Below are 20,018 nucleotides of genomic sequence, written 5' to 3'. Positions count from 1 at the left end.
CTAGAACCCGCCCGTCAGCCACTCGCTGTAGAACACGCCGAGCCCGAACATGCAGCAGATGCCCGCCATCAGCCAGAACCGGATGATGACCGTGGTCTCCGCCCAGCCCGCCAACTCGAAGTGGTGGTGGAAGGGGGCCATGCGGAACAGGCGCCGTCGTGAGGTGCGGAAGACCGCGACCTGCAACGCCACCGACAGGGCCTCGACCACGAACAGACCACCGATGACGATCATCAGCAGCTCGGTGCGGGTCGCGATCGCGAGACCCGCGACCAGGCCGCCGAGCGCGAGCGACCCGGTGTCACCCATGAAGATCTTGGCCGGGGCGGCGTTCCACCAGAGGAAGCCGATGCAGCCGGCCATCGCGGCCGCGGCGATCACCGCGAGGTCCAGCGGGTCGCGCACGTCGTAGCACCCGGCGACGGCGTAGCTGGAGCAGTTGTAGCGGAACTGCCAGAACGAGATCACGACGTAGGTGCCGAACACCATCGCCGACGAGCCACCGGCCAGACCGTCGAGGCCGTCGGTGAGGTTCACGGCGTTCGACCACGCGGCGACCATGCCGTAGCAGAAGACGATGAACCCGACGACGCCGAACGAGACCACGGTGATGTCGCGGACGAACGACAGGTTGACCGACGCGGGCGTCAGGCCGTCCTTGTTCGGGAACTGCATCACCAGGATCGCGAACGTGATCGTGGCGATGAACTGGCCGACCAGCTTCGCGGTCTTGTTCAGGCCGAGGTTGCGCGCCTTGCGGATCTTGATGAAGTCGTCCAGGAAGCCGACGAGTCCCAGCGACGTCGTCAGCATCAGCACGAGCAGACCGGACGCGGACGGGGTCTGTCCCGACGCCGACAACGACATCGAGTTCACCAGGTGCGTGCCGAGGTAGCCGGCCCACATCGCGACCAGGATGGCGAGACCGCCCATGGTCGGCGTGCCGCGCTTGGTCTTGTGGTGCTGCGGGCCGTCCTCGCGGATCTCCTGGCCGAAGCCCTGACGGGAGAAGATCTTGATCAGGTAGGGCGTCAGCAGGATCGACACCGCGAGTGCGATCGCTGCCGCGATCAGGATGCTCTTCACTTGGTTCCTGCCTCCAGCAGGGCCTCGGCGATGCGCCACAGGCGGTAGGCGTTGGATGCCTTGACCAGCACGACGTCACCGGGCCGGACTTCCGCGCGCAGCAACGCGATCGCCGCGTCCACGTCCGGCACCAGGACGGATTCCTCTCCCCAAGATCCTTCCAGGTGCGCTCCCTGGTGCATCGCGCGGGCCGCGTCACCGATGACGACGAGCTTGCTGATGTCCAGGCGCACCACGAGACGACCGATCTCGTCGTGCTCGCGGACCGCGTCGTCGCCCAGTTCCGCCATCGGGCCGAGGACGGCCCAGCTGCGGCGGGCGGGCGTGGTGGAGCGCGAGATCGTCGCGAGGGCCTTCAACGCCGCCCGCACCGAGTCCGGGTTGGCGTTGTACGCGTCGTCGATGACCGTGACGCCGTCGGCCCGCTCGGTGATCACCATGCGGTGCGCGGAAACCCGTTCGGCGGCACCGAGCCGTTGCGCCACCTCCTCCGGCGTGGCGCCCAGCTCCAGTGCGATCGCGGCGGCGACCAGGGCGTTGCCGACCTGGTGCAGACCGTTCAGCCCGAGCCTGACCTGCGCGTCGCCCTTCGCCGTCTTCAGCGTGAAGGTCGCACGGGCTTGCTCGTCGAGCACGATGTTCTCGGCGCGCACGTCGGCGTTCGGGTTCTCACCGACCAGCACGACCTTGGCCTTGGTGCGGCTCGCCATGCCCGCGACCAGCGGGTCGTCGGCGTTGAGGATCGCGACGCCGTCCTCGGGCAGTGCCTCGACGAGCTCGCCCTTGCCCTGCGCGATGCCTTCCCTGGAACCGAACTCGGACAGGTGCGCGCTGCCGACGTTCAGCACGGCGCCGAACTTCGGCGGGGCGACCTCGCAGAGGTTCGCGATGTGGCCGATGCCGCGCGCGGACAGCTCAAGCACGAGGAACTTCGTGTCCTCCGTGGCCCTGAGCGCGGTCCAGGGGTGGCCGAGCTCGTTGTTGAACGAGCCGGGCGGCGCGATGGTCTCCCCGGTGGGGCTCAGCACCTGGGCGATGAGGTCCTTCGTGGACGTCTTGCCCGCGGAACCGGTGATGCCGACGATCGTCAGGTCCTTGAGCCGGTCCGTGACGTACCGGGCGAGCTTGGCGAGCGCTTCGAGCACCGCCGCGCCCTCGCCGGTCTTGTCGCCGGCGAGCACGTAGGCGTTGGCGTGCCTGGTCGGCACCGGCGGCGCGATCACCGCGGGGGCGTCGACCTCCCGGCCGGCCAGCACGCCGGCGGCACCGGACGCGACCGCCTGCGCGGCGAAGTCGTGGCCGTCCACGCGTTCACCGGGCAGCGCCAGGAACAGGCCGCCCTCGGTGATCTTGCGGGTGTCGAACTCGATGGAGCCGGTCACCACCGGGCTGCCGTCGGTTGCGTGCAACCGTCCGCCGACGATCTCCGCGATCTCGGCGAGCGTGAGTGCGATCAACGGTGCGCCTTTCTGATCGCGGCGGTCAGCGTCTCGACGTCCGAGAACGGGTGGATCACGCCGGCGATCTCTTGTCCCGTCTCGTGTCCCTTGCCCGCCACGACGACGACGTCACCCGGATGTGCGAGCTCGACGGCTTTCTCGATGGCGAGCCTCCGGTCACCGATCTCGAGCACCTCGCCCCTGTTCTCGGTGGCGAGAGCCCCTTCGAGCATGGCGGCCCGAATAGAAGACGCGTCTTCGCTCCTGGGGTTGTCATCGGTGATGATCAACACGTCGGCGCGTTGCGCGGCGGCCTCGCCCATCAGCGGGCGCTTGGCCCGGTCGCGGTCACCACCGCAGCCGAGCACGATGATCACCCGGCCGTCGGTCTTGGCGCGCACGGCGTCCAGCGCGAGCGCGACGGCGGCGGGCTTGTGCGAGTAGTCGACGACCGCGGTGAACGCCTGGCCCTCGTCGACGCGCTGCATCCGGCCGGGCACCTGGACGTTCGCGAGGCCGTCCCGGATCGCCTCGCCGGGAATGCCCTCCGCGTGCAGGCAGGCGATGGCGACCAGCGCGTTCGCGATGTTGAACGTACCGGCCAGCGGCAGGTGGACGCGGAGGTCGCCGTCGGGGCCGTGCGCGGTGAACGTCTGCTCACCGGTCTGGCTCACCTCGACACCGCTCGCGGTCCACGTGGCGGGTTTGGTGGTGGCGACGGTGATCGTGTGGTCCTTGACGAGCCGGGGACCCCAGTCGCCGTCCACGCAGACGATCTCCCTGCGCGCCCGTCCGTCGAACAGCTGCGCCTTGACCTGGAAGTACTCCTCCATGTCGGCGTGGAAGTCGAGGTGGTCCTGGCTGAGGTTGGTGAACGCGCCGACCTCGAACTCGGTGGCGGCGACGCGGCCCAGCTGCAGCGCGTGGCTCGACACCTCCATCGCCACGTCGGTGACGCCGCGCTCGGCCATCACCGCGAACAGCGCCTGCAGGTCCGGCGCCTCGGGCGTGGTGTGCGAGCTGCCGAGCTGCTCGGTGCCGATGCGGGTGCCGACCGTCCCGATGAGACCCGTCTGCCGTCCCGCGGCCCGGAGCACCGACTCGATCATGTACGTGGTGGTGGTCTTGCCGGACGTGCCGGTGACGCCCCACAGCCTGACCTTGGTCGACGGCCGCCCGTAGACGTGCGCGGCGAGCAGCCCCACGACCTCGCGCGGCCGCGGGTGGATCAGCACGGGCACGTCCTTCAGGGCCTCGCGCGCGGCTCCCGCCTCGTCCGTGAGCACCGCGACGGCACCGTTCGCGAGAGCCGTCTCGGCGAAGTCGGCGCCGTGCACGTGAGCACCGGGCAGCGCGGCGTAGAGGTCACCGGGAACCACGTGCTGGGCACGCAGAGTCACCCCGGTCACCTGGACGTCGGCATGCGCGGGCCTGGTCAGGTGCACGTCGGCGACCGCGGCGAGAGCAGCCACGGATGCAGGTCGGATGCGGGCGGGGCGGGGCGGGGCGGTCGCGACCTTGCCCTCGAGCTTGGCAGGCACGGGCAAGAGGCTACCGGCGTGCACGGAGTGGCCGAGCGGCGCGTTGGCGTTCGGGTGATGATCGGCCGCGATGGGCCGATCGAGTGGCCGTTTGCGCTGGTCTTCAGGAGTGAGCCCGACCGGCCGAACAAGTTCCTGCGCGGTTTGTGACTTCCGACCCTGTGGACACCGCGGCACGCGCGGTGAGGTAGAGGCGGCAGGAGGCGGCGATGAGAACAACCACGACGGTGCAACCCAGGAGGTTTTCCTTCTGGGCACCGGATTTCAGTCGTTCCGTGACGGTGGGGGTCGACACCTCCGAAACCGCGTACCACGCGTTCGAGTGGGCGGCGCGCCACGCGTGGTCGTTGCGAACAGATCTTCAGGTGTACCTCGCGGACCCCGGCGACACGACGGTCCAGCGGGTGCTCGAACGACTCCCCATGCTCACCGCCCACTTCCGCCCGAGCGGTGACGACCCGGTGGCCGCACTGGTGAGGGCGTCGGATTCCAGCGCGACCTTGGTCTTGGGGTGCAAGGGCGAACAGCACCGCAGCCTGGGTCTGGGCTCCCTCGTCCTCCCGGTGTTGCGCCGCGCGCGGTGCGGAGTCGTAGTGGTGCGCGGACGACCCCCGGCGATCCGTGGCGAGTACGGCTGGATCACCGCCGCCGTCGGCGGGTGCGAGGACCCGGTCGTGCTGCGGCGCGCGGTCGAGCTCTGCCGCACCCGCCGAGCGTCGCTGCGCCTGCTGCACGTCCACCCACCGGCCCAGCACGGCGTCGTCGTCCCCCGCGACGAGGCCGCCGTCCGGCGCGCGGTGCTGTTCCTGCGCACCACGGCCCCCGAACTGACACCCGACGTGGTCGTCGAGTCCCGGCACCCGCACGAGGCACTGGCCTCTTTGGACTCCGATCTCGTGGTGGTGGGCCGCGGTGGGCAGAACGACGGCGTCGGCCTGATCACGCGTGCCGCGCTCTACCACGCCTCCTGCCCGGTTCTCGTGGCTCGGCCGGAGCCGCTGCACGACGATCGGGTGGTGCCGTAGGCCCGGCTCAGCAGGCCTTGCGCAGGATCGACCCGGTCGTACCCGGCAGCGACACCGAGCGGACGGACGCGCCCTTCTCGTTGACGTGCGGCGAGGAGAGCCGCACGGTGACGGCACGGCTGCCCGTCTTGTTCGCGTTGACGAGCACCGTGCCGCACGCGAAGTCGCGCCGGAAGACGTTGGTGGTCACCTCGTAGTAGGAGCCGGCCGGTTCGCCCAGGTTCCAGTCGTACTCGGGGTGCCACGCGGAGGCGTTGTCGTAGCGGTCGACCTCCGCGATCTCGGAGATCGCCGCGTGCGAACCGGCGGCCAGCAGGTAGCTCGCGAAGGCGTAGCGGAACGGCTGCGCGGCGCCGCTGTGGTGCGGCTGCACCCAGGTGATCTTGCCCTTGGCCTCGTTCTCGGCGATCTCCGCGACCTGCCGGCTCCAGCCCTCCGGGTACTCGGAGAGCAGGTCCTCGTCGCCGAAGGTCAGCCACCACTCGTCGAAGCCGCCGTCGAGGTACTCGACGTAGCTGTCCCACGCGCCCTCGTGCAGGCGGGCGTTGGACATGTTGGCGACGGTCTTGAGGCCCGCGTCGACGAACTTCTGCCTGGTGTTGGCGAGCATCGAGCGGTATGCGTCGCGCATCGCCTCGTCGGTCGGGTACTCGGCCGGGCAGACGCCGTCGTGGTAGGTGTCGCAGGCGAACAGCGCGTTGTCCATGAACACGCCGTCGAAGACGTTGCGCGACGACGCGATCACGTTGTCGGCCCAGGCGTTCTGGTAGTCGGTGTTGCCGACGTCCATCTGCCAGTGGCCCTCATATCCGCTGTACTCGAAACGCTCACCGTTCGAGTCCAGAAGAAACCACTCAGGGTGATTGTCCGAGGCCTCGCAGTAACCGACACCCGTAGGTAGATCGGTGTTGTCGACGCCGTTCTCACACGCGTAGCCGCGGGTCGAGGAAAGGTCTTTGTAGACGAAGGTCTGGATCTTCGGATTCGCCGCCTTGAACTTCGCGGCAAGATCACCCTCCCACGCGTTGAGCACGACGTACGAACGGCGGGAGGCTTCCTCCGTGATCATTTCGTCGGTGGTCGGCGTGCTGTTCATGTGCAGCCAGTACGACTTCACGGAGGGGCCACCTTCCTCCGCTTGAGCTGCGGGCACCAAGGTCACCGCCAGCACACCCGCCAAGATCGAAATTCCGAATGAACGCACGCCGAACCCCATCTCGCCTTGCACTCCGATTTCGGAGCATTAGACGGGACAAAGTTCGTCTCATTTGTAGTGAGCAACGCGAAAATTTTCACTGTTAATCGGAAAAGTCGGTGATTTCCACCATTGTCACGCCTGCGCGTGTCTCACATCACTTGAGAAACCGGGGCGCGTCATCAACAATGCGCGCCCCGGCCGGACGGGCTACATCTGCAGCTGCACGTACGGCGTCTGCTCGGCCGACATCGGGATCTGGAACCGCTGCGTCAGGTAGGTGGCGATGTCGTGGAACAACGGCGCCGCCGTGCCGCTGAGCGAGGTGCCGTGCGGGTTGTCGAGCATGATGCCGACGACGTAGCGCGGGTGGTCGGCCGGGAGGATGCCGCCGAACGTGATCCAGTACTGCGACTGCGAGTAGCACTTGCAGTTCTGGTCGATCTGCTGCGCGGTACCGGTCTTGCCCGAGATCTGGTAGCCGGGCAGCGCGGCCTGGGGGCCGGTGGCGGTCTGGTTCGCGTCGCGAGGGTTGACCTGGGCCACGTGGCGGAACATCTCGCGGACGGTCTTCGCGGCCTCCGGTGAGACGACCCGCACGCCGTCCGGGCGCGGCTTCTCGGACCGGGCGCCCTCCTCACCGATCTCGGCGCGGATCAGCCGGGGCGGGATGCGCAGGCCGTCGTTGGCGATGGCCTGGTACATGCCGGTCATCTGCAGCAACGTCATGGAGAGGCCCTGGCCGATCGGCAGGTTGCCGAACGTCGAGCCGGACCACTGGTTCAGCGGCGGTACCACGCCGGCCTCCTCGGCGGGCACACCGGAGTTGGTGCGCCGGCCCAGACCGAACTTCTGCAGCATCTCGGCGTAGCGCTCCTTGCCGACCTCCTGCGCCGCCATCAGCGTGCCCACGTTGGAGGACCTGGCGAAGACGCCGGTGAACGACAGGGGCACGGTGCCGTGCCCCCACCAGTCCTTGATCGTGCGGTCGGCGACCTTGATCGAGCCCGGCACCTGCAGCACGTCGTCCGGCTTGAACAGGCCGTACTCGACGGCCGCCGCCGCCGTGACGATCTTGTTCACCGAACCCGGTTCGAACAGCGAGGAGACCGCCGCGTTGCGGAGCTGGTCGTCGGTCGCCTTGCCGAAGTCGGTCGGGTCGTAGGTCTTGTCGTTGGCCATGGCGACGATCTCGCCGGTGCGGCTGTCCAGCACGACCGCCGACGCGGTCTTGGCGCCGGACTTCTTGGCGTAGTCGGTGACCATCCTCTGCACGGCGTACTGGGTGTCGATGTCGATCGTGAGTTCGAGGCTCTTGCCCGGCTGCGGCCGCACGAGCTCCTGCTCGGTGTTCGGGATGACGAGGGTGTCGTCGCCCGACATCGTGTCGACCACGCGCCGTCCCATGCGGCCGGCGAGCACGTTGTCCTGCGAGTTCTCCAGGCCGAGGATGCCCTGCGTGGTCGGCGGCTTCTCCTCCTGGCGCCAGTTCGCGGCGCCGATGATGTTCGACGCCAGCTCGCCGTTGGGGTAGATGCGCTTGGCGCGGTACTCCGAGCCGATCTCCGCCGGGTACTTCGCGACGATCTTCGCGGCCTTCGCCGGGTCCGCCTCGCTGACCAGGACCTCGTAGCTGATGTCCTTGACCAGCTGCTGGTAGACGGTCTCCTCGTCGGTCTTCTCGCCGTTGACCTCGGGGCCGAGCGTCGAGGAGATGAACTTGGCGACCTCGCGCATGTGGTCGTCGTAGGAGAGCGGGTACTGCTTCGGGTCCTTCTGGTGGGCGGCGTCCCAGTTCTTCCTGGCTCGCTGCGGAAGGATGTAGAGCGCCCTGACCTCGATCGAGAACGCGAGCTGGTTGCCGTTGCGGTCGAGGATGGCGCCGCGGCTGGCCGCGATGTTCTGGCGTGTCGTGCGCTGCAGCTTCGCCTGCTCCGAAAGTTCCTTGGAGTCCAGACCCTGCACCTGCACGAGCTTCACGGCCGCGAGCACCAGCGCACCGATCAGCAGGATGCGGCCGATGGCGAAGCGCGCCCGGCTGTTGCCGCCGAGCCGCGCGGCGGGGCGAGGGCCGCGCACCGACAACGGGCGGCGCGGCCCCCTTTGCTGCGGACCCGGCATCAGCCACCCGCCGGAGGCGTCTGGTTGCCGGCGGGCGGGTTCTGCCCGGCCGGTGGGTTCTGCCCCTCGGGCGGTGTCTGTCCCTGCTGTCCCGCGGGCGGCGTCGGCGTCTCGGAGGACGGCGGTGGCGGCGGCGTCGACTTGGTCGGCGCGCTCGGCTTGCCGAACTCCTCGATCGAGCCGTCCGGGTTCTGCCGCAGCCGAGCCGGGTTCGTCGGCTCGACGAGGCCCATCTCGCCCGCCCGGCGCGCGAGGTCGGTCGGCGACTCCAGCAACGCGACCTCGCGGCGCAGCTGCTCGGTCCGCAACTGCAGCTTCTCCGCCTCGGCCTTCGCCTCCTGCAGGCGGTAGGTGTCGGCGGCGGCCTGGGTCGAGAAGTACATGATCCCGGCGACGCCCGCGCCCAGCACCAGCATCACCAGCACCACGAACGGGGCCTTCGACGCGGGCTTGGACTGCGGCGCGGCGGCACCACCGCGCAGGTTCTGGGCGCGCTGGGCCCGGCGCGCGTAGGCACGTTCGGCACCGGCGGTCCGCCGCCGCGCCTTGTCCTGCTCTTCGGCCTTCTTCCTCGACGGGTCGCGGGGCGACGGCCCACCGACCCTCGCGGGTGCCGTCATCTCGGTTCTCCGATCCGTTCCGCCGCCCGCAGCCGCACCGGCGCCGCGCGCGGGTTGTCCTCGATCTCCTGCTCCGACGCGAGCTCCGCGCCCTTCGTGAGCAACTTGAGCTCCGGCCCGTGACCCGGCAGCTCGACCGGCAGACCCGGCGGCGTCCTCGACTTCGCCAGCTCCGCGAACGCCTGCTTCACCATCCGGTCCTCAAGGGACTGGTACGACTCGACGACGATCCGGCCGCCCACGCCCAGCACGCCCAGCGCGGCGGGCAGAGCCAGCCGCAACGACTCCAGCTCGCCGTTGACCTCGATCCGCAGCGCCTGGAACGTCCGCTTGGCGGGATGCCCGCCGGTGCGCCGCGACGCCGCGGGGACGACGTTGTACAGCAGCTCGACGAGCCGCCCGGAGTTCGTGAAGGGTTCCTTCTCGCGTTCCCTCAGCACCGCCGAGGCGATCTTGCCCGCGAACCGCTCCTCGCCGTAGGTGGAGAGGATCCGCGCGAGATCACCGTGCGAGTACGTGTTGAGCACGTCCGCCGCCGTCATGCCGGTGCCCTTGGACATCCGCATGTCGAGCGGCGCGTCCTTCGAGTACGCGAACCCGCGATCCTCCTCGTCCAGCTGCAACGAGGACACGCCCAGGTCCATCAGCACACCGTCCACACGGGAGTGGCCGAGGTCCGCCACGGCTTCGTCGATGTGGTCGTAGGTGACGTTGACGAGATGAACGCGATCACCGTGGCGCGCCAGGCGCTTGCCCGCCATCTCGATCGCCTGAGGGTCGCGGTCGAGCCCGATGAGCGTCAGCTCCGGGTGAGCGCTCAACAGCGCGTCGGAGTGGCCGCCCATGCCGAGCGTCGTGTCGACCACGACGGCGGGCCTGCCTGCCAGCGCCGGAGCGAAGAGTTCCAGGACGCGGTCCAGCAGCACCGGAACGTGCCGCGGCTGATCCATCGTTCCTCGACTCCCCTGATGCGCGTTCGGGTGACGTCAGGTCCCCGCCCGCCCGTCGGACCTGGCGCCGGGGAAGGTGCGCCAGGGCCGGTAGTCGAGCGGACCGAGGCCTCACGGCACCCGAATCGCGTGTGGAACATCCGGCCTGTTGCTCGGCTGACCGCCATCAGAAGACGCCCGGTATGACCTCCTCGCGAGCCGTGGCGTAGCCGTCCTCGTGCTCGTCGAGATAGGTCTGCCAGGCCTGCGCGTCCCAGATCTCCAACCTGGTGAACGCGCCGACGACCACGCACTCCTTGGTCAGCCCGGCATACCGGCGCAGTTCCGGTGCGATCAGAACGCGGCCCTGACCGTCCGGACGCTGCTCGTCCGTACCTGCGAACAGATACCGCTGATAGGCGCGTACGGCGTCGTTGGTGAACGGCGCCTCGGCGACCTTCCTCGCCATCTGCTCGAACTCAGCCCGGGGAAACACGTACAGGCAGTGGTCCTGGCCTTTGGTGACCATGAGACCTCCCGCCAGTTCGTCCCGGAACTTCGCAGGCAGTGTCAGCCGACCCTTGTCGTCCAGGCGCGGGTAGTGAGTGCCGAGGAACACGGCAGCCACCTCCCTTGCCGGGCGACGGACCGGCAGCGGAGCCCCCGTCTGCCCCACCGGCCGCCACAGTACCCCACTTTTCACCACAGTCAACGCTGAAACAGGTGTTTACACACCAACTCGTGACTCGTTTGCCCAGGTAGACGAGGTGGGGAGGCGTGGGGGGACGGTGGGGGACCCGCTCCGGCTCCACCTGCGCGAGTGAGGGTTCTGGCCCGATTCACCACTCGAACGGCCTAGAAATTTCCGCCAAAACGATGGGTTGAGACGCGGTGGTGGGGGAACGTGGAAACTGGTGGTGCGAACCCGGTGCGGCCCGCGGGTGCGGGGCACGTCGCAGCCGGTTCGACTGGACTGAAGGCAGACGGGCATGGGCGTCGGCGGGCGGCTCGCTGGAACTGTCGGTGCGGCCCGCTACCGTGATGACGAAACGGTCACGGGGGTCAGGGCAGGCGACAACCGCCGGAAGACCCGCGCGTCATTGATTCACACTACGGGTAACGACGCTTAGCCGTGGTTTGACACACTGCGTGAAACGCTCACACGTCCGTGTTCCGGACACGGCTGCTGGAGGTTTAGTGACACCGGGAAGCCCAAGCGCGAACAGTCACGCGCCGGTCGATCAGGTCCTGGGGGAGTTGCACGGCGCCGTCCAGCGGATCGCCGCCAACGTCGAACGGGTGCTCGTCGGCAAACCCGACGTGGTCCGTCTCGCCCTCGTGACGCTGCTCGCCGAAGGGCACCTGCTCGTGGAGGACGTGCCGGGCGTCGGCAAGACGTCCCTGGCGAAAGCGCTTGCCCGTTCCATCGACTGCACCGTGAGCCGCGTGCAGTTCACGCCGGACCTGTTGCCCAGCGACATCACCGGCTCCTCCATCTACAACCGGCAGGAGAACGACTTCGAGTTCCGGCCGGGACCGATCTTCGCGAACATCGTGGTCGGCGACGAGATCAACCGCGCCTCCCCCAAGACGCAGTCCGCTCTGCTGGAGTGCATGGAGGAGCACCAGGTCACGGTCGACGCGCACACCTATCCGCTCGGCTCGCCGTTCATGGTGATCGCGACGCAGAACCCGATCGAGATGGAGGGCACCTACGCCCTGCCGGAGGCCCAGCGCGACAGGTTCACCGCGCGCGTGTCGGTCGGATATCCCGATCCGGCCGCCGAGCTCGCGATGGTCGACGAGCACGCGGGCCACAACCCGCTCGACGACCTGCGGCCCGTCTCGGACGCGGCCCAGGTGCTGCGGCTGATCGAGGCCGTGCGCCGGGTACACCTCTCCCCCGAGGTGCGCCGGTACGCCGTCGAGCTGGTGTCGGCCACGCGCCGGCTGCCGGAGCTGCGGCTGGGCGCGTCGCCGCGGTCGACGTTGCACCTCGTGCGCGCCGCACGCGCGCAAGCCGCGCTGGCGGGTCGTGACTTCGTGGTGCCCGACGACATCCACGCGATCGCGATCCCGGTGCTCGCGCACCGGCTCGTGCTGACCGCGGAGGCGCAGGCCGCTCGGCGGTCGCCCGCCGAGCTGATCAGGGCGCTCCTGCAGCGGGTTCCCGTGCCGACCGCTGCGCTCGACCCGAGCGCAGCCTTTGTCCGCAGCATGAACAACAACAACGCAGGGACACCACGCTGACCATGCGCACCGCACTCTCCGGTCTGACCACACGCGGAAGATGCTTGCTGGCCGCGGGGTTCGCCGCCGGAGTGTGCGCCGCGGTGCTGAACGAACGCGACCTGCTGCGGGTCGCCGCCTTCGTGATCGCGCTGCCCCTGCTGGCCGCGTGGCTCGCGACGAGGGCACGGGTGGGGCTGCACGCCGCCCGGTTCCTCGCGCCGAGCCGCGTGCCGGTCGGGGCCGCGTCCGAGGTGAAGCTCGACCTGCGCAGCACCGGCCGGTTGCCGACGGGCGGGCTGATGCTCGAGGACACGGTGCCGTACGCGCTGGGCGCACGGCCGCGGTTCCTGGTGGAACGGTTGCCGCGCAACACGCCCACGTCGTTGCGCTACCCGCTCAAGCCGGTGATGCGCGGCATCCAGCAGGTCGGTCCGCTGATGGCGCGGATCACCGACCCGTTCGGCCTGGCGGAGTTCGACCGCGAGCTGGCCGGCCGGTCGCGCCTGGTCGTGGTGCCCCGCGTCGTGCGGCTGTCGGGGCTGCCCGGCGGTTCCGGCATGGGCGCGGGCGACGACGGTTCGGTGCGGCTGCGGGCCGGTCAGGGCGAGGACGACGCCGTGGTGCGCCCGTACCGGCACGGCGACGACCTGCGGAAGGTCCACTGGCGGTCGACGGCCCGGCGCGACGAGCTGATGGTGCGCGTCGAGGAACGTCCGTGGCGCGGCGGGACGACGGTGCTGCTGGACCACCGGGTGTACGCGCACCGTGGCAGCGGCCCCACCGCATCGCTGGAATGGGCGATCTCGTTCGTGGCCTCGATCTGCCTGCACCTGCACCACTTCGGCCACCAGGTGCGCCTGGTCTCCGAGGACGGGCGGGTGCTCGCGGGCGGGTCGTCCGACGGCGGGCACAGCGACCACGTGGTGCTGGACTCGCTGGCCGCGCTGCAGGGTTCGCACCGGCGTGAGCTGAGCGCCGGCATCGACCCCGGCGCTGGCCAGGAGGTCATCGCGGTGCTCGGCGGCGTGTCCCCGGCGTCGGTGGAAGAGCTGATCAGGTACCGGCCGCGCGGCATGCGCAGTCTGGCCGTGCTGCTGGACGTGAACGCCTGGGCCGGCGGTTCCGACGCCACCGCGCCCGACCCCGAGGACGCGCGGCGGTTGCTGAGCAGCGCGGGCTGGGGCGTGGCGATCGCCAAGCCGTCGGCGTCGATGCAGCAGGTGTGGCAGGAGTTGTGCGCCTCGGCCAGCCACCGGGGGCCGTCCATGCGCTCGGAGGTGGGCTGAGATGGGGTCGCGTTCCGCTCCCGCGAAGGGCGCCGAACCGGAGTGGTTCACGTCGGCCACGCCGTGGATCGCCGCGCTCGCCGTGCTGTGCGCGTCGACCGCGTTGTCCGGGGTGATCGAGGGCGACCTGTGGCTCGTGCGGATCGGCGTGGTGATCGTCGCGATCACCGTGACCGGCGCGTTCCTGCGGGCGACCAGGCTGACCCCGCCGCTGGTCGCGATCGCTCAGGTGTTCGTGCTGTTGTGCCTGCTCACGGCGTTGCACACGCGGTCGGGCATCTTCCTGTTCATCCCCGGCCCGCAAGCGCTGGGCGACCTCGGCGACGTGCTCTCGGAGTCGGTCGCGCAGGTGCAGACCGGGGTGCCGCCGGTGCACGCGACGCCGGCGATCCAGGCGCTCGTGGTGCTGGCGATCGGCCTGGTCGCGGTGCTGGTCGACACCCTCGCGGTGGCCGCCGCGGCCCCGGCGGCGTCCGGGCTGGTGCTGCTGTGCGTGTTCGCGGTGCCCGCGTCGCTGGCCGACGAGATGCTGCCGTTCTGGACGTTCGTCCTCGGCGCGGCGGCGTTCGCGATGCTGCTCGCGGTCGACGGCCAGCACCGGCACGAGGCGTGGCGCGGCCGGCTCGGCTCGGGTTCGGCGAGCGGTTCCGGCGGCTCGGCGACGGCGGTGGCGGCCATCGCGATGGTGATCGCGTTGATCGTCGGCGCGGGCTTCACGATCGTCGGCACGGTCGGGCGGCTGCCGATGGGCGGCAGCGGTGGTGGCGGCAAGGGCGGCATCGGGCTGAGCGAGATGACGTCGTTGCGCGGCATGCTGAACCGCGGCCGGACCGCCGAGGTGTTCTACGTGCGCGGCATGACCGAACCGACGTACATGCGCGCGACCACGCTCGCCAAGTACGTGCCGGACAAGGGCTGGGAACGCGGCACCGACCCCGGCGGCCAGCCCGCGCGCGGCGAGCTGCCGCCGCAGGCAGGTGACCGCGGCGAGGGCAAGACGACACGGATCGACATCGAGCCGCGCGACTGGCGGAGCTTCTGGCTGCCGACCTACGGCGCCGTCCGCCGCATCGAGACCCCGGACGACGACTACCGCTTCGACGTCAAGAAGGGCGTGATCTTCAGCCAGCGGGAGCGCGAGCCGGACCCGTACACGCTCGACACGGTGCTCTCGACGCCCACCAAGCAGTCGCTGCGCCTGACGCCGGACTCGAAGAACGCGGTCGACGCCGAGTACTACAAGTTCGACGGCGTCGAACCCCAGGTCGTCGCCCTCGCGAACAAGATCGTCGAGGGTGCCACCAACAACTTCGACAAGGCCGCCGCGCTGACGTCGTTCTTCAACAACCCGGTCAACGGGTTCAAGTACGACCTCAAGACCCAGGGCGACGTCACCAAGGACGCGCTGACCGACTTCGTGACCAAGGGCAAGGTCGGCTACTGCGAGCAGTTCGCGTCCGCGATGGCCGTGATGGCCCGCGTGGTCGGCCTGCCGTCCCGCGTCGCGATCGGCTTCACCGCCGGCGTGCCCAGCACCGACAACTCGTACCGCGTCATCAGCACCGACGACGCGCACGCGTGGGTCGAGATCTTCTTCCCGAACCACGGCTGGATGACCTTCGACCCGACCCCGATCTCCGACGGCCGCGGCATCGTGCCGCCGTACCTGCGCGAGACGTCGCCGGGTGCGGAGGAGCAGCCGACCGCCGAGACCAAGACCGAGACGGTGGCGCCCTCCGCGTCGGGTTCGGCCAAGCCGTCCACGGCGACCGACGGCGAGCAGGGCGACCAGGGCCAGCAGCAGGCCGCCGAGCAGGAGACGCCCGCGTGGCTGCTGTGGGCGCTGGGCGTCGTGCTGGTGCTGGCGGCGTTGCTGACGCTGCTCCTCGTGCTCGCGCTGCTCGGTGTGCTCAGCGCGGGCCTGATGGGCGTGACGTGGGCGCGCAAGCTGCTGATCCCCGCCGCGGCGGGGCTGTGGCTGATCGGCGTCGGCCTCGCGGCCGCGTTGATCTCGTGGTGGCTCGCCGTGTTCCTGGTGGCCGTGGGCCTCGTGTTCACCCCGCTGCTCGTGCGCGCGGTGCGCCGCCGCAACCGCCTGCACACCGTGGCAGCGCTCGGTCCGGGCGCGGCCACGGCCGCGTGGAGCGAGCTCATAGCGGAGTCGATCGACCGCGGCGCGCCCGTGCCGCCGTCCGAGACGATCCGGACCGCCGCCCGGCGGCTGGCCCGCGAGCACAACCTCGACGACGCGGGCAAGGACGGCCTGCGCGTGGTCATCGGCGCGATCGAGCGCTCCTGGTACAGCGCGAACCCCGCAGCCGACCCGGCACTGCCCGGCGCACTGGCCGCGGTGCGGCAGTCGTTGCGGCACAACGCGCCGCTGTCGCTGCGGGCGCGGCTGTTCCCGAAGTCGGTGCTCAAGCCGAGCCCGGCCCCGGTGGCAGAGACGCCGGAACGCGAGCCGGTCGGCGTCTAGGTGCACCTGGTCGTGAGGTCGGCGGCTGAACGCGGTGATGGGCGCGTGCCCGTCGAGTGCCGCGTGGCGCGGATGCCGAGCGGTCAGCGGGTGGCATTCGGCCCGCCTCGGCACGCCGTGGCGGGTCAGCCCGCGAGGTCAGAACACGGTCCTCGACCCCGGCACGTGTCCGTGCGATGCGGCAGGCTGGACCGATCGGCCAGCTCTGCTGGGCCCTCGTCGCGGAAGCGTCGCAGCCACCGGTGCGCGCACTGTCGCGAGACACCGAGCTCCTTGGCCACATGAGCCCTGAGATGCGAAGGGCCCGCTCCCTCTCGGGGCGGGCCCTTCGGTCTGAAGACTTACTGCTCCTCGTCGAAGCGACGACGGAAGCGCTCCTCCATCCGTTCGGAGAACGAGCTGCGGCTGCGCGTCGGCTTGCCGTCTTCCTGCGTCCCCTCGGCGACCTGGTCTCCGCGACGCAGCGTCGTCAGGGTGATGAGCATGCCGAAGAACATGAGCAGGAAGCCGAAGACGCTCACGACGGGAATCCCGACGATGGCGAGCTTCGACAGGAAGCTCACACCGGCGACGAGTGCCGCCACACCTACTACGAACAACACGATGCCCTGTACACGGCGTCGCTTGGACGGCCGCCGCAACTTGGCGCCTCGTACGGTGGATGCGAACTTCGGGTCTTCGGCGTAGAGCGCGCGCTCGATCTGGTCGAGCAGTCGCTGCTCGTGCTCGGAGAGTGGCATCGTTCCTCCTCCGGCACAGCGGTCGCGGGCGCCGGGTGTACTCGGTTTCCGCCGAACCCGGCGGACGACCCACCCTGGGGACGTCACCCTCCAGGATACGATCCGCGCGGCCCGGCGACTACCCAGTCGGCCCTCTCATACGGTCGGTTCTGTCACCATCATCCTTCTAGGGCAGCGGTGAGGCCGTCGTGAGGCCTCACCGCGGCTCTTGTAGCCGCGCGTTCACGTGTCCGGCCCCCTCGCCGGCGCCTCCGGCACGGAGCGTGACGTCGCCACGCCACCCGTCTCAGTTGGGAGTGCCCGGTAGGCGCGGATGGTTGTCACCTCACCGGTGTTGCCCGCGGCGTCCGCGGTCCTGGTGCCGCGGTCGAGCCACGCCTTCTCTGCCGCAGCACCTCGAGCCATGCGCGGTTGGCGGGCTCACCGCGCTCAATCGGCGTTGAGTCGAGACCGTCCATGATGCACACTGCGTGCTGCCGCCATCTGCGCGCGGCACTGGGGGAAGGTCGCTCTGCTCATGCGTGTTTCGTTGCGTGCTGCCATCGCGGTCGCGCTGCTCGTCGGGTTCTACGTGCTCGCCCTCGGGTTGATCGGCGGGCTCCTCACGCTCGAGGCGTACGCCCTGATCAACCGTCCGTTCGTCGGCCTGAAGCTGCTGTTCTTCGTGGCACCCGTGGTGTTCGCGCTCGGCAAGGGCCTGATCTCGCTGGAGCGCCGCGAGCACGACGGCGAGGTGCCCGGCACTCTCGTCACACCTGAGGAGCAGCCCGCGCTCTGGGACCTGGTCCGCCGCCTGGCCGCCGACGTGGGCACCCGCCCGCCGGACGAGATCCGGATCTTCGCCGAGGCGAACGCCGGGGTCACCGAGGACACCCGGTTCCTCGGTCTGCGCGTGCTGAAGCGCAGGATGTTCATCGGTGCTCCTCTGCTCACCTCCTTGACCGAGAAGCAGCTCATCGCCGTGCTCGCGCACGAGCTGGGGCACTACGCCAACAAGGACACCCGCCTCGCCGGAGTCGTGGTCTCCGGCCGCAACGCCATGCTGCGCGCCGGCTCGCACATGGACGCCGAGCACTGGTTCCAGCGCATGATCGTCAAGCTGTTCCGCAGCTACGCCAAGCTCTACCTCCGCGTCTCCCGGGCCATCGGCCGGCGCCAGGAGTTCGCCGCCGACCGCTTCTCGGCTCAGCTGGCCGGTTCCTCGGCCGCCTCGTCCGCGTTGCGCGAACTGCCGGTGATCGACGTCGCGTGGGAGCTCTTCACCGACCGCCACCTCACCGTCGCGTGGGAGCTCGGCTACCTCCCCGCGACGTTCTTCGACGGCTTCGCCCGCCTGCGCACCGCTCCCGAGCTCCACGAGGAGCTGGAGGAGATCCGCCGGCACCCGTCCGACCCCGACCGCGGCCCGTACGACTCGCACCCGCCGCTGCCGGACCGCATCGCCGCCATCGACGCCCTGGCCCTTGAGCCCGAGTCGGGATGGGGCGACCGCCCAGCACTCGAACTGCTGACCGACGCGATGCCGCTGCTCGACTCGGCCGTGCTGAACTCGCTGAAGGCCGAAGCCCGTTCGAAGCAGCGCGTCGACTGGGCCACGCTCGGCCACATCGGCGCCCGCGCCCGCGTGGTGCACGGCACCCAACGACTGCTGCAGGCAGCCGCCGAGGCGATGAACCAGCCGCCGTCACTGACGACGGTCCTCGACGCGCTCGACGCGGGCCGGCTCGCCGACCTGAGCACGGCCACCCCCGGCAACCGGGAAGCCGGCGCGCGAGCCCGCCGCGAGATGGCCCGCGACGAGGTGCTGCCCGAGCTCTCCGCCTTGGTGGCGCTGGCGTACTCGGACGCCGGACTCGCCCGCTGGGAACTGGACTGGCTGGGGCATGCCACGTTCATCACCTCCTCCGGCGACTTCGACATGGCGGACCACCTGACCGCCGCGGTGGCCGACCAGGGCAGCACCGAGGGCCTGCGCGCCGCACTGGCCGTGGCCGGTGTCGCACCCGACTACCGCCCGGCGCGCTGACCGCTCTCGTTCCGACTGGAGAAATCCCGTGGTCCTCTCACTCCTCTTCAAACCCAAGGAACTCATCACCGTCATCCGCCTGATGCGCGAAGCCAAGCGCCTCGGCGTCGAGATCGAGGACCTCCCCACCGACGTCGTGGCGACCCACGTGCTGCCCAAGACCCACCCCGAGCGCTACGGCCTGGTCCCGGACGCCGAGGTGACCACCTCCACGCCGATGGAGGACCTGGCCCTGGCCGCCGTGAAGGACGACGTCCGAGCCGGCAACTGGCAGAACGCCGCCGACCTGGTCACCACCACCCTCGGCGACTGGGACCGCCGCCAACGCGTCGTGTGGGCCCTGGCCGACCTCGCCGCCAAGGACGACACCTGGATGACGGCCTGGCAAGCCGCCCGCCCCGGCGACCCGCACTGGGCCGTCGTGCACGCGATGTCGCTGGTGTCCCTGGCGTGGGACATCCGCGGCAGCGCCGCCGCCTCCGAGACCACGCGCTCGCAGTTCGACGGCTTCCACCGAGTACTGCTCGAAGCCCGCGAGGCCGCGGCCGTGGCCGCCGCCGTGCTGCCGGAGGACCCGACCCCCTGGAACACGATGCTCACCCTCGCGCGCGGCCTGCAGGTCTCGCACGACGAGTTCCGGGCCATCTGGACCGAGCTGATCTCACGAGATCCGTTGCACCACAACGGACACCAGCAAGCCCTGCAGTACTGGTGCCGCAAATGGCACGGCTCCGACGAGATGGCACTGGAGTTCGCGCTCGTGGCCGCCGCCAAGTCACCGAAGTTCCTGGCGTGGCCGCTGCACGCCGCTTACGAGGCGCAGAGCACCTCTCCGGACGTGTGGAAGACGCCTGCGGTGGTGGCCTCCTTGGACGCGTTGCTGGACCGGTTGGCTGACCAGGGTTCGGACACGTACTCGGTGCGGGACGACCGCGGGTATGCGGCCTTCGCCCTGATGCGGCTGCAGCGGTTCGAGGAGGCGGTGGGGCAGTTCCGGGCTTTGGGGGCATTGGCCGATGCCGGGCCTTGGGACTACTCCGAGCAGCCTCGGCTCGTGTTCTTGGCGTTTCGAGGGGAAGCGGTCAAGGCGATGGCTCGGGGTAAGGGAGTCAAGGCTCCGGTTCGGTAGGGGGCATTCGGGGGCTCCGGTTCTTGGGGCGCGGATCGGGTTTAGGTGAGGGCCTGGCTTTGCGTGCGGGCCGGGCCTTGGGTATCGGCCGGTGTGGTGCAGGCGGGCTTGGGCACGGGTCGGGTCCTGGGTGCGGGTCGGGTGTGGCGCGGCCGGGTGTGGGCGCGACTTCG

Annotated in this window: 16 protein-coding genes and 1 pseudogene; 6 read left to right on the top strand and 11 right to left on the bottom strand. The window is 70.0% G+C overall.

Annotation, left to right across the window (positions count from 1 at the left end; translation table 11 throughout):
• From mraY to ACWEIJ_RS17855, 3 genes are read right to left on the bottom strand one after another with little or no spacing between them, the layout of a single operon-like run.
• Positions 1-1,086 carry a phospho-N-acetylmuramoyl-pentapeptide-transferase gene (mraY, locus tag ACWEIJ_RS17865; protein ID WP_449838271.1) on the bottom strand — a complete coding sequence of 362 codons (1,086 nt, stop codon included), beginning with the start codon at positions 1,084-1,086 and terminating at the stop codon, positions 1-3.
• The gene (locus tag ACWEIJ_RS17860; RefSeq protein WP_449838270.1) at positions 1,083-2,543 is read right to left on the bottom strand and encodes a UDP-N-acetylmuramoyl-tripeptide--D-alanyl-D-alanine ligase; all 1,461 of its coding nucleotides are present in this window, start codon (positions 2,541-2,543) and stop codon (positions 1,083-1,085) included. Before ACWEIJ_RS17860 ends, mraY begins: the two co-directional genes overlap by 4 nt.
• Entirely contained in the window at positions 2,540-4,066 is a 1,527-nt protein-coding gene (locus ACWEIJ_RS17855; protein WP_449838269.1) for a UDP-N-acetylmuramoyl-L-alanyl-D-glutamate--2,6-diaminopimelate ligase, read from the bottom strand. The genes ACWEIJ_RS17860 and ACWEIJ_RS17855 overlap by 4 nt, the downstream gene beginning before the upstream one ends.
• 275 nt (positions 4,067-4,341) lie before the next feature.
• Here ACWEIJ_RS17855 and ACWEIJ_RS17850 point away from each other — a divergent pair, with 275 nt between their 5' ends.
• A complete protein-coding gene (locus ACWEIJ_RS17850) occupies positions 4,342-5,091 on the top strand; it encodes a universal stress protein (RefSeq protein WP_449838268.1) in 750 nt (249 codons plus the stop codon).
• Between the two features lie 7 nt (positions 5,092-5,098).
• Here ACWEIJ_RS17850 and ACWEIJ_RS17845 read toward each other — a convergent pair whose 3' ends face one another.
• The 5 genes from ACWEIJ_RS17845 to mraZ all read right to left on the bottom strand — a co-directional run bounded on the left by ACWEIJ_RS17845 (position 5,099) and on the right by mraZ (position 10,575).
• Positions 5,099-6,208 carry a putative glycoside hydrolase gene (locus ACWEIJ_RS17845; RefSeq protein WP_449838267.1) on the bottom strand — a complete coding sequence of 370 codons (1,110 nt, stop codon included), beginning with the start codon at positions 6,206-6,208 and terminating at the stop codon, positions 5,099-5,101.
• A gap of 288 nt (positions 6,209-6,496) precedes the next feature.
• The gene (locus tag ACWEIJ_RS17840) at positions 6,497-8,407 is read right to left on the bottom strand and encodes a peptidoglycan D,D-transpeptidase FtsI family protein (protein WP_449838266.1); all 1,911 of its coding nucleotides are present in this window, start codon (positions 8,405-8,407) and stop codon (positions 6,497-6,499) included.
• Positions 8,407-9,027 carry an FtsB family cell division protein gene (locus ACWEIJ_RS17835; protein ID WP_449838265.1) on the bottom strand — a complete coding sequence of 207 codons (621 nt, stop codon included), beginning with the start codon at positions 9,025-9,027 and terminating at the stop codon, positions 8,407-8,409. The genes ACWEIJ_RS17840 and ACWEIJ_RS17835 overlap by 1 nt, the downstream gene beginning before the upstream one ends.
• Complete coding sequence (rsmH, locus tag ACWEIJ_RS17830) at positions 9,024-9,977, bottom strand: 16S rRNA (cytosine(1402)-N(4))-methyltransferase RsmH (protein WP_449838264.1); 954 nt, start codon at positions 9,975-9,977, stop codon at positions 9,024-9,026. The genes ACWEIJ_RS17835 and rsmH overlap by 4 nt, the downstream gene beginning before the upstream one ends.
• A gap of 166 nt (positions 9,978-10,143) precedes the next feature.
• Positions 10,144-10,575, bottom strand: a complete 432-nt coding sequence (gene mraZ / locus ACWEIJ_RS17825) for a division/cell wall cluster transcriptional repressor MraZ (protein WP_394616373.1) — start codon at positions 10,573-10,575, stop codon at positions 10,144-10,146.
• 578 nt (positions 10,576-11,153) lie between these two features.
• Between mraZ and ACWEIJ_RS17820 the strand changes: the two genes are divergently transcribed.
• The 3 genes from ACWEIJ_RS17820 to ACWEIJ_RS17810 are packed head-to-tail and all read left to right on the top strand — an operon-like array spanning position 11,154 to position 15,950.
• On the top strand, positions 11,154-12,206 hold the full coding sequence (locus ACWEIJ_RS17820) for an AAA family ATPase (protein WP_449838263.1): 1,053 nt from the start codon (positions 11,154-11,156) through the stop codon (positions 12,204-12,206).
• 2 nt (positions 12,207-12,208) lie between these two features.
• The gene (locus ACWEIJ_RS17815) at positions 12,209-13,474 is read left to right on the top strand and encodes a DUF58 domain-containing protein (RefSeq protein WP_449838262.1); all 1,266 of its coding nucleotides are present in this window, start codon (positions 12,209-12,211) and stop codon (positions 13,472-13,474) included.
• A 1-nt stretch (position 13,475) separates the two neighbouring features.
• Positions 13,476-15,950, top strand: a complete 2,475-nt coding sequence (locus ACWEIJ_RS17810) for a transglutaminase TgpA family protein (RefSeq protein WP_449838261.1) — start codon at positions 13,476-13,478, stop codon at positions 15,948-15,950.
• A 164-nt stretch (positions 15,951-16,114) separates the two neighbouring features.
• Here ACWEIJ_RS17810 and ACWEIJ_RS17805 read toward each other — a convergent pair.
• The 3 genes and pseudogenes from ACWEIJ_RS17805 to ACWEIJ_RS17795 form a co-directional block, all read right to left on the bottom strand.
• A pseudogene (locus ACWEIJ_RS17805) lies at positions 16,115-16,237 on the bottom strand (helix-turn-helix domain-containing protein); the annotation flags it as partial.
• Between the two features lie 54 nt (positions 16,238-16,291).
• Complete coding sequence (locus ACWEIJ_RS17800) at positions 16,292-16,690, bottom strand: DUF3040 domain-containing protein (RefSeq protein WP_449838260.1); 399 nt, start codon at positions 16,688-16,690, stop codon at positions 16,292-16,294.
• 222 nt (positions 16,691-16,912) lie between these two features.
• Positions 16,913-17,095: a hypothetical protein gene (locus ACWEIJ_RS17795; RefSeq protein ID WP_449838259.1), complete on the bottom strand. Its 183-nt coding sequence runs from the start codon at positions 17,093-17,095 to the stop codon at positions 16,913-16,915.
• A gap of 112 nt (positions 17,096-17,207) precedes the next feature.
• Here ACWEIJ_RS17795 and ACWEIJ_RS17790 point away from each other — a divergent pair, with 112 nt between their 5' ends.
• The gene (locus ACWEIJ_RS17790) at positions 17,208-18,716 is read left to right on the top strand and encodes a M48 family metalloprotease (protein ID WP_449838258.1); all 1,509 of its coding nucleotides are present in this window, start codon (positions 17,208-17,210) and stop codon (positions 18,714-18,716) included.
• A 28-nt stretch (positions 18,717-18,744) separates the two neighbouring features.
• The gene (locus tag ACWEIJ_RS17785; RefSeq protein ID WP_449838257.1) at positions 18,745-19,845 is read left to right on the top strand and encodes a DUF4034 domain-containing protein; all 1,101 of its coding nucleotides are present in this window, start codon (positions 18,745-18,747) and stop codon (positions 19,843-19,845) included.
• Positions 19,846-20,018: the final 173 nt, after the last annotated feature.

Source organism: Lentzea sp. NPDC004789, assembly GCF_053601075.1.
The sequence above is the reverse complement of the archived record's forward strand: the minus strand, read 5'-3'. Positions and strand labels throughout refer to the sequence as shown.

Excerpts from the sequence above, each read along its gene's own strand:
- ACWEIJ_RS17840 (WP_449838266.1), bottom strand. The coding sequence starts at position 8,407 with ATGCCGGGTCCGCAGCAAAGGGGGCCGCGCCGCCCGTTGTCGGTGCGC.
- ACWEIJ_RS17835 (WP_449838265.1), bottom strand. The coding sequence starts at position 9,027 with ATGACGGCACCCGCGAGGGTCGGTGGGCCGTCGCCCCGCGACCCGTCG.
- rsmH (WP_449838264.1), bottom strand. The coding sequence starts at position 9,977 with ATGGATCAGCCGCGGCACGTTCCGGTGCTGCTGGACCGCGTCCTGGAA.
- ACWEIJ_RS17815 (WP_449838262.1), top strand. The coding sequence starts at position 12,209 with ATGCGCACCGCACTCTCCGGTCTGACCACACGCGGAAGATGCTTGCTG.
- ACWEIJ_RS17810 (WP_449838261.1), top strand. The coding sequence starts at position 13,476 with ATGGGGTCGCGTTCCGCTCCCGCGAAGGGCGCCGAACCGGAGTGGTTC.
- ACWEIJ_RS17800 (WP_449838260.1), bottom strand. The coding sequence starts at position 16,690 with ATGCCACTCTCCGAGCACGAGCAGCGACTGCTCGACCAGATCGAGCGC.
- ACWEIJ_RS17795 (WP_449838259.1), bottom strand. The coding sequence starts at position 17,095 with ATGGCTCGAGGTGCTGCGGCAGAGAAGGCGTGGCTCGACCGCGGCACC.
- ACWEIJ_RS17790 (WP_449838258.1), top strand. The coding sequence starts at position 17,208 with ATGCGTGTTTCGTTGCGTGCTGCCATCGCGGTCGCGCTGCTCGTCGGG.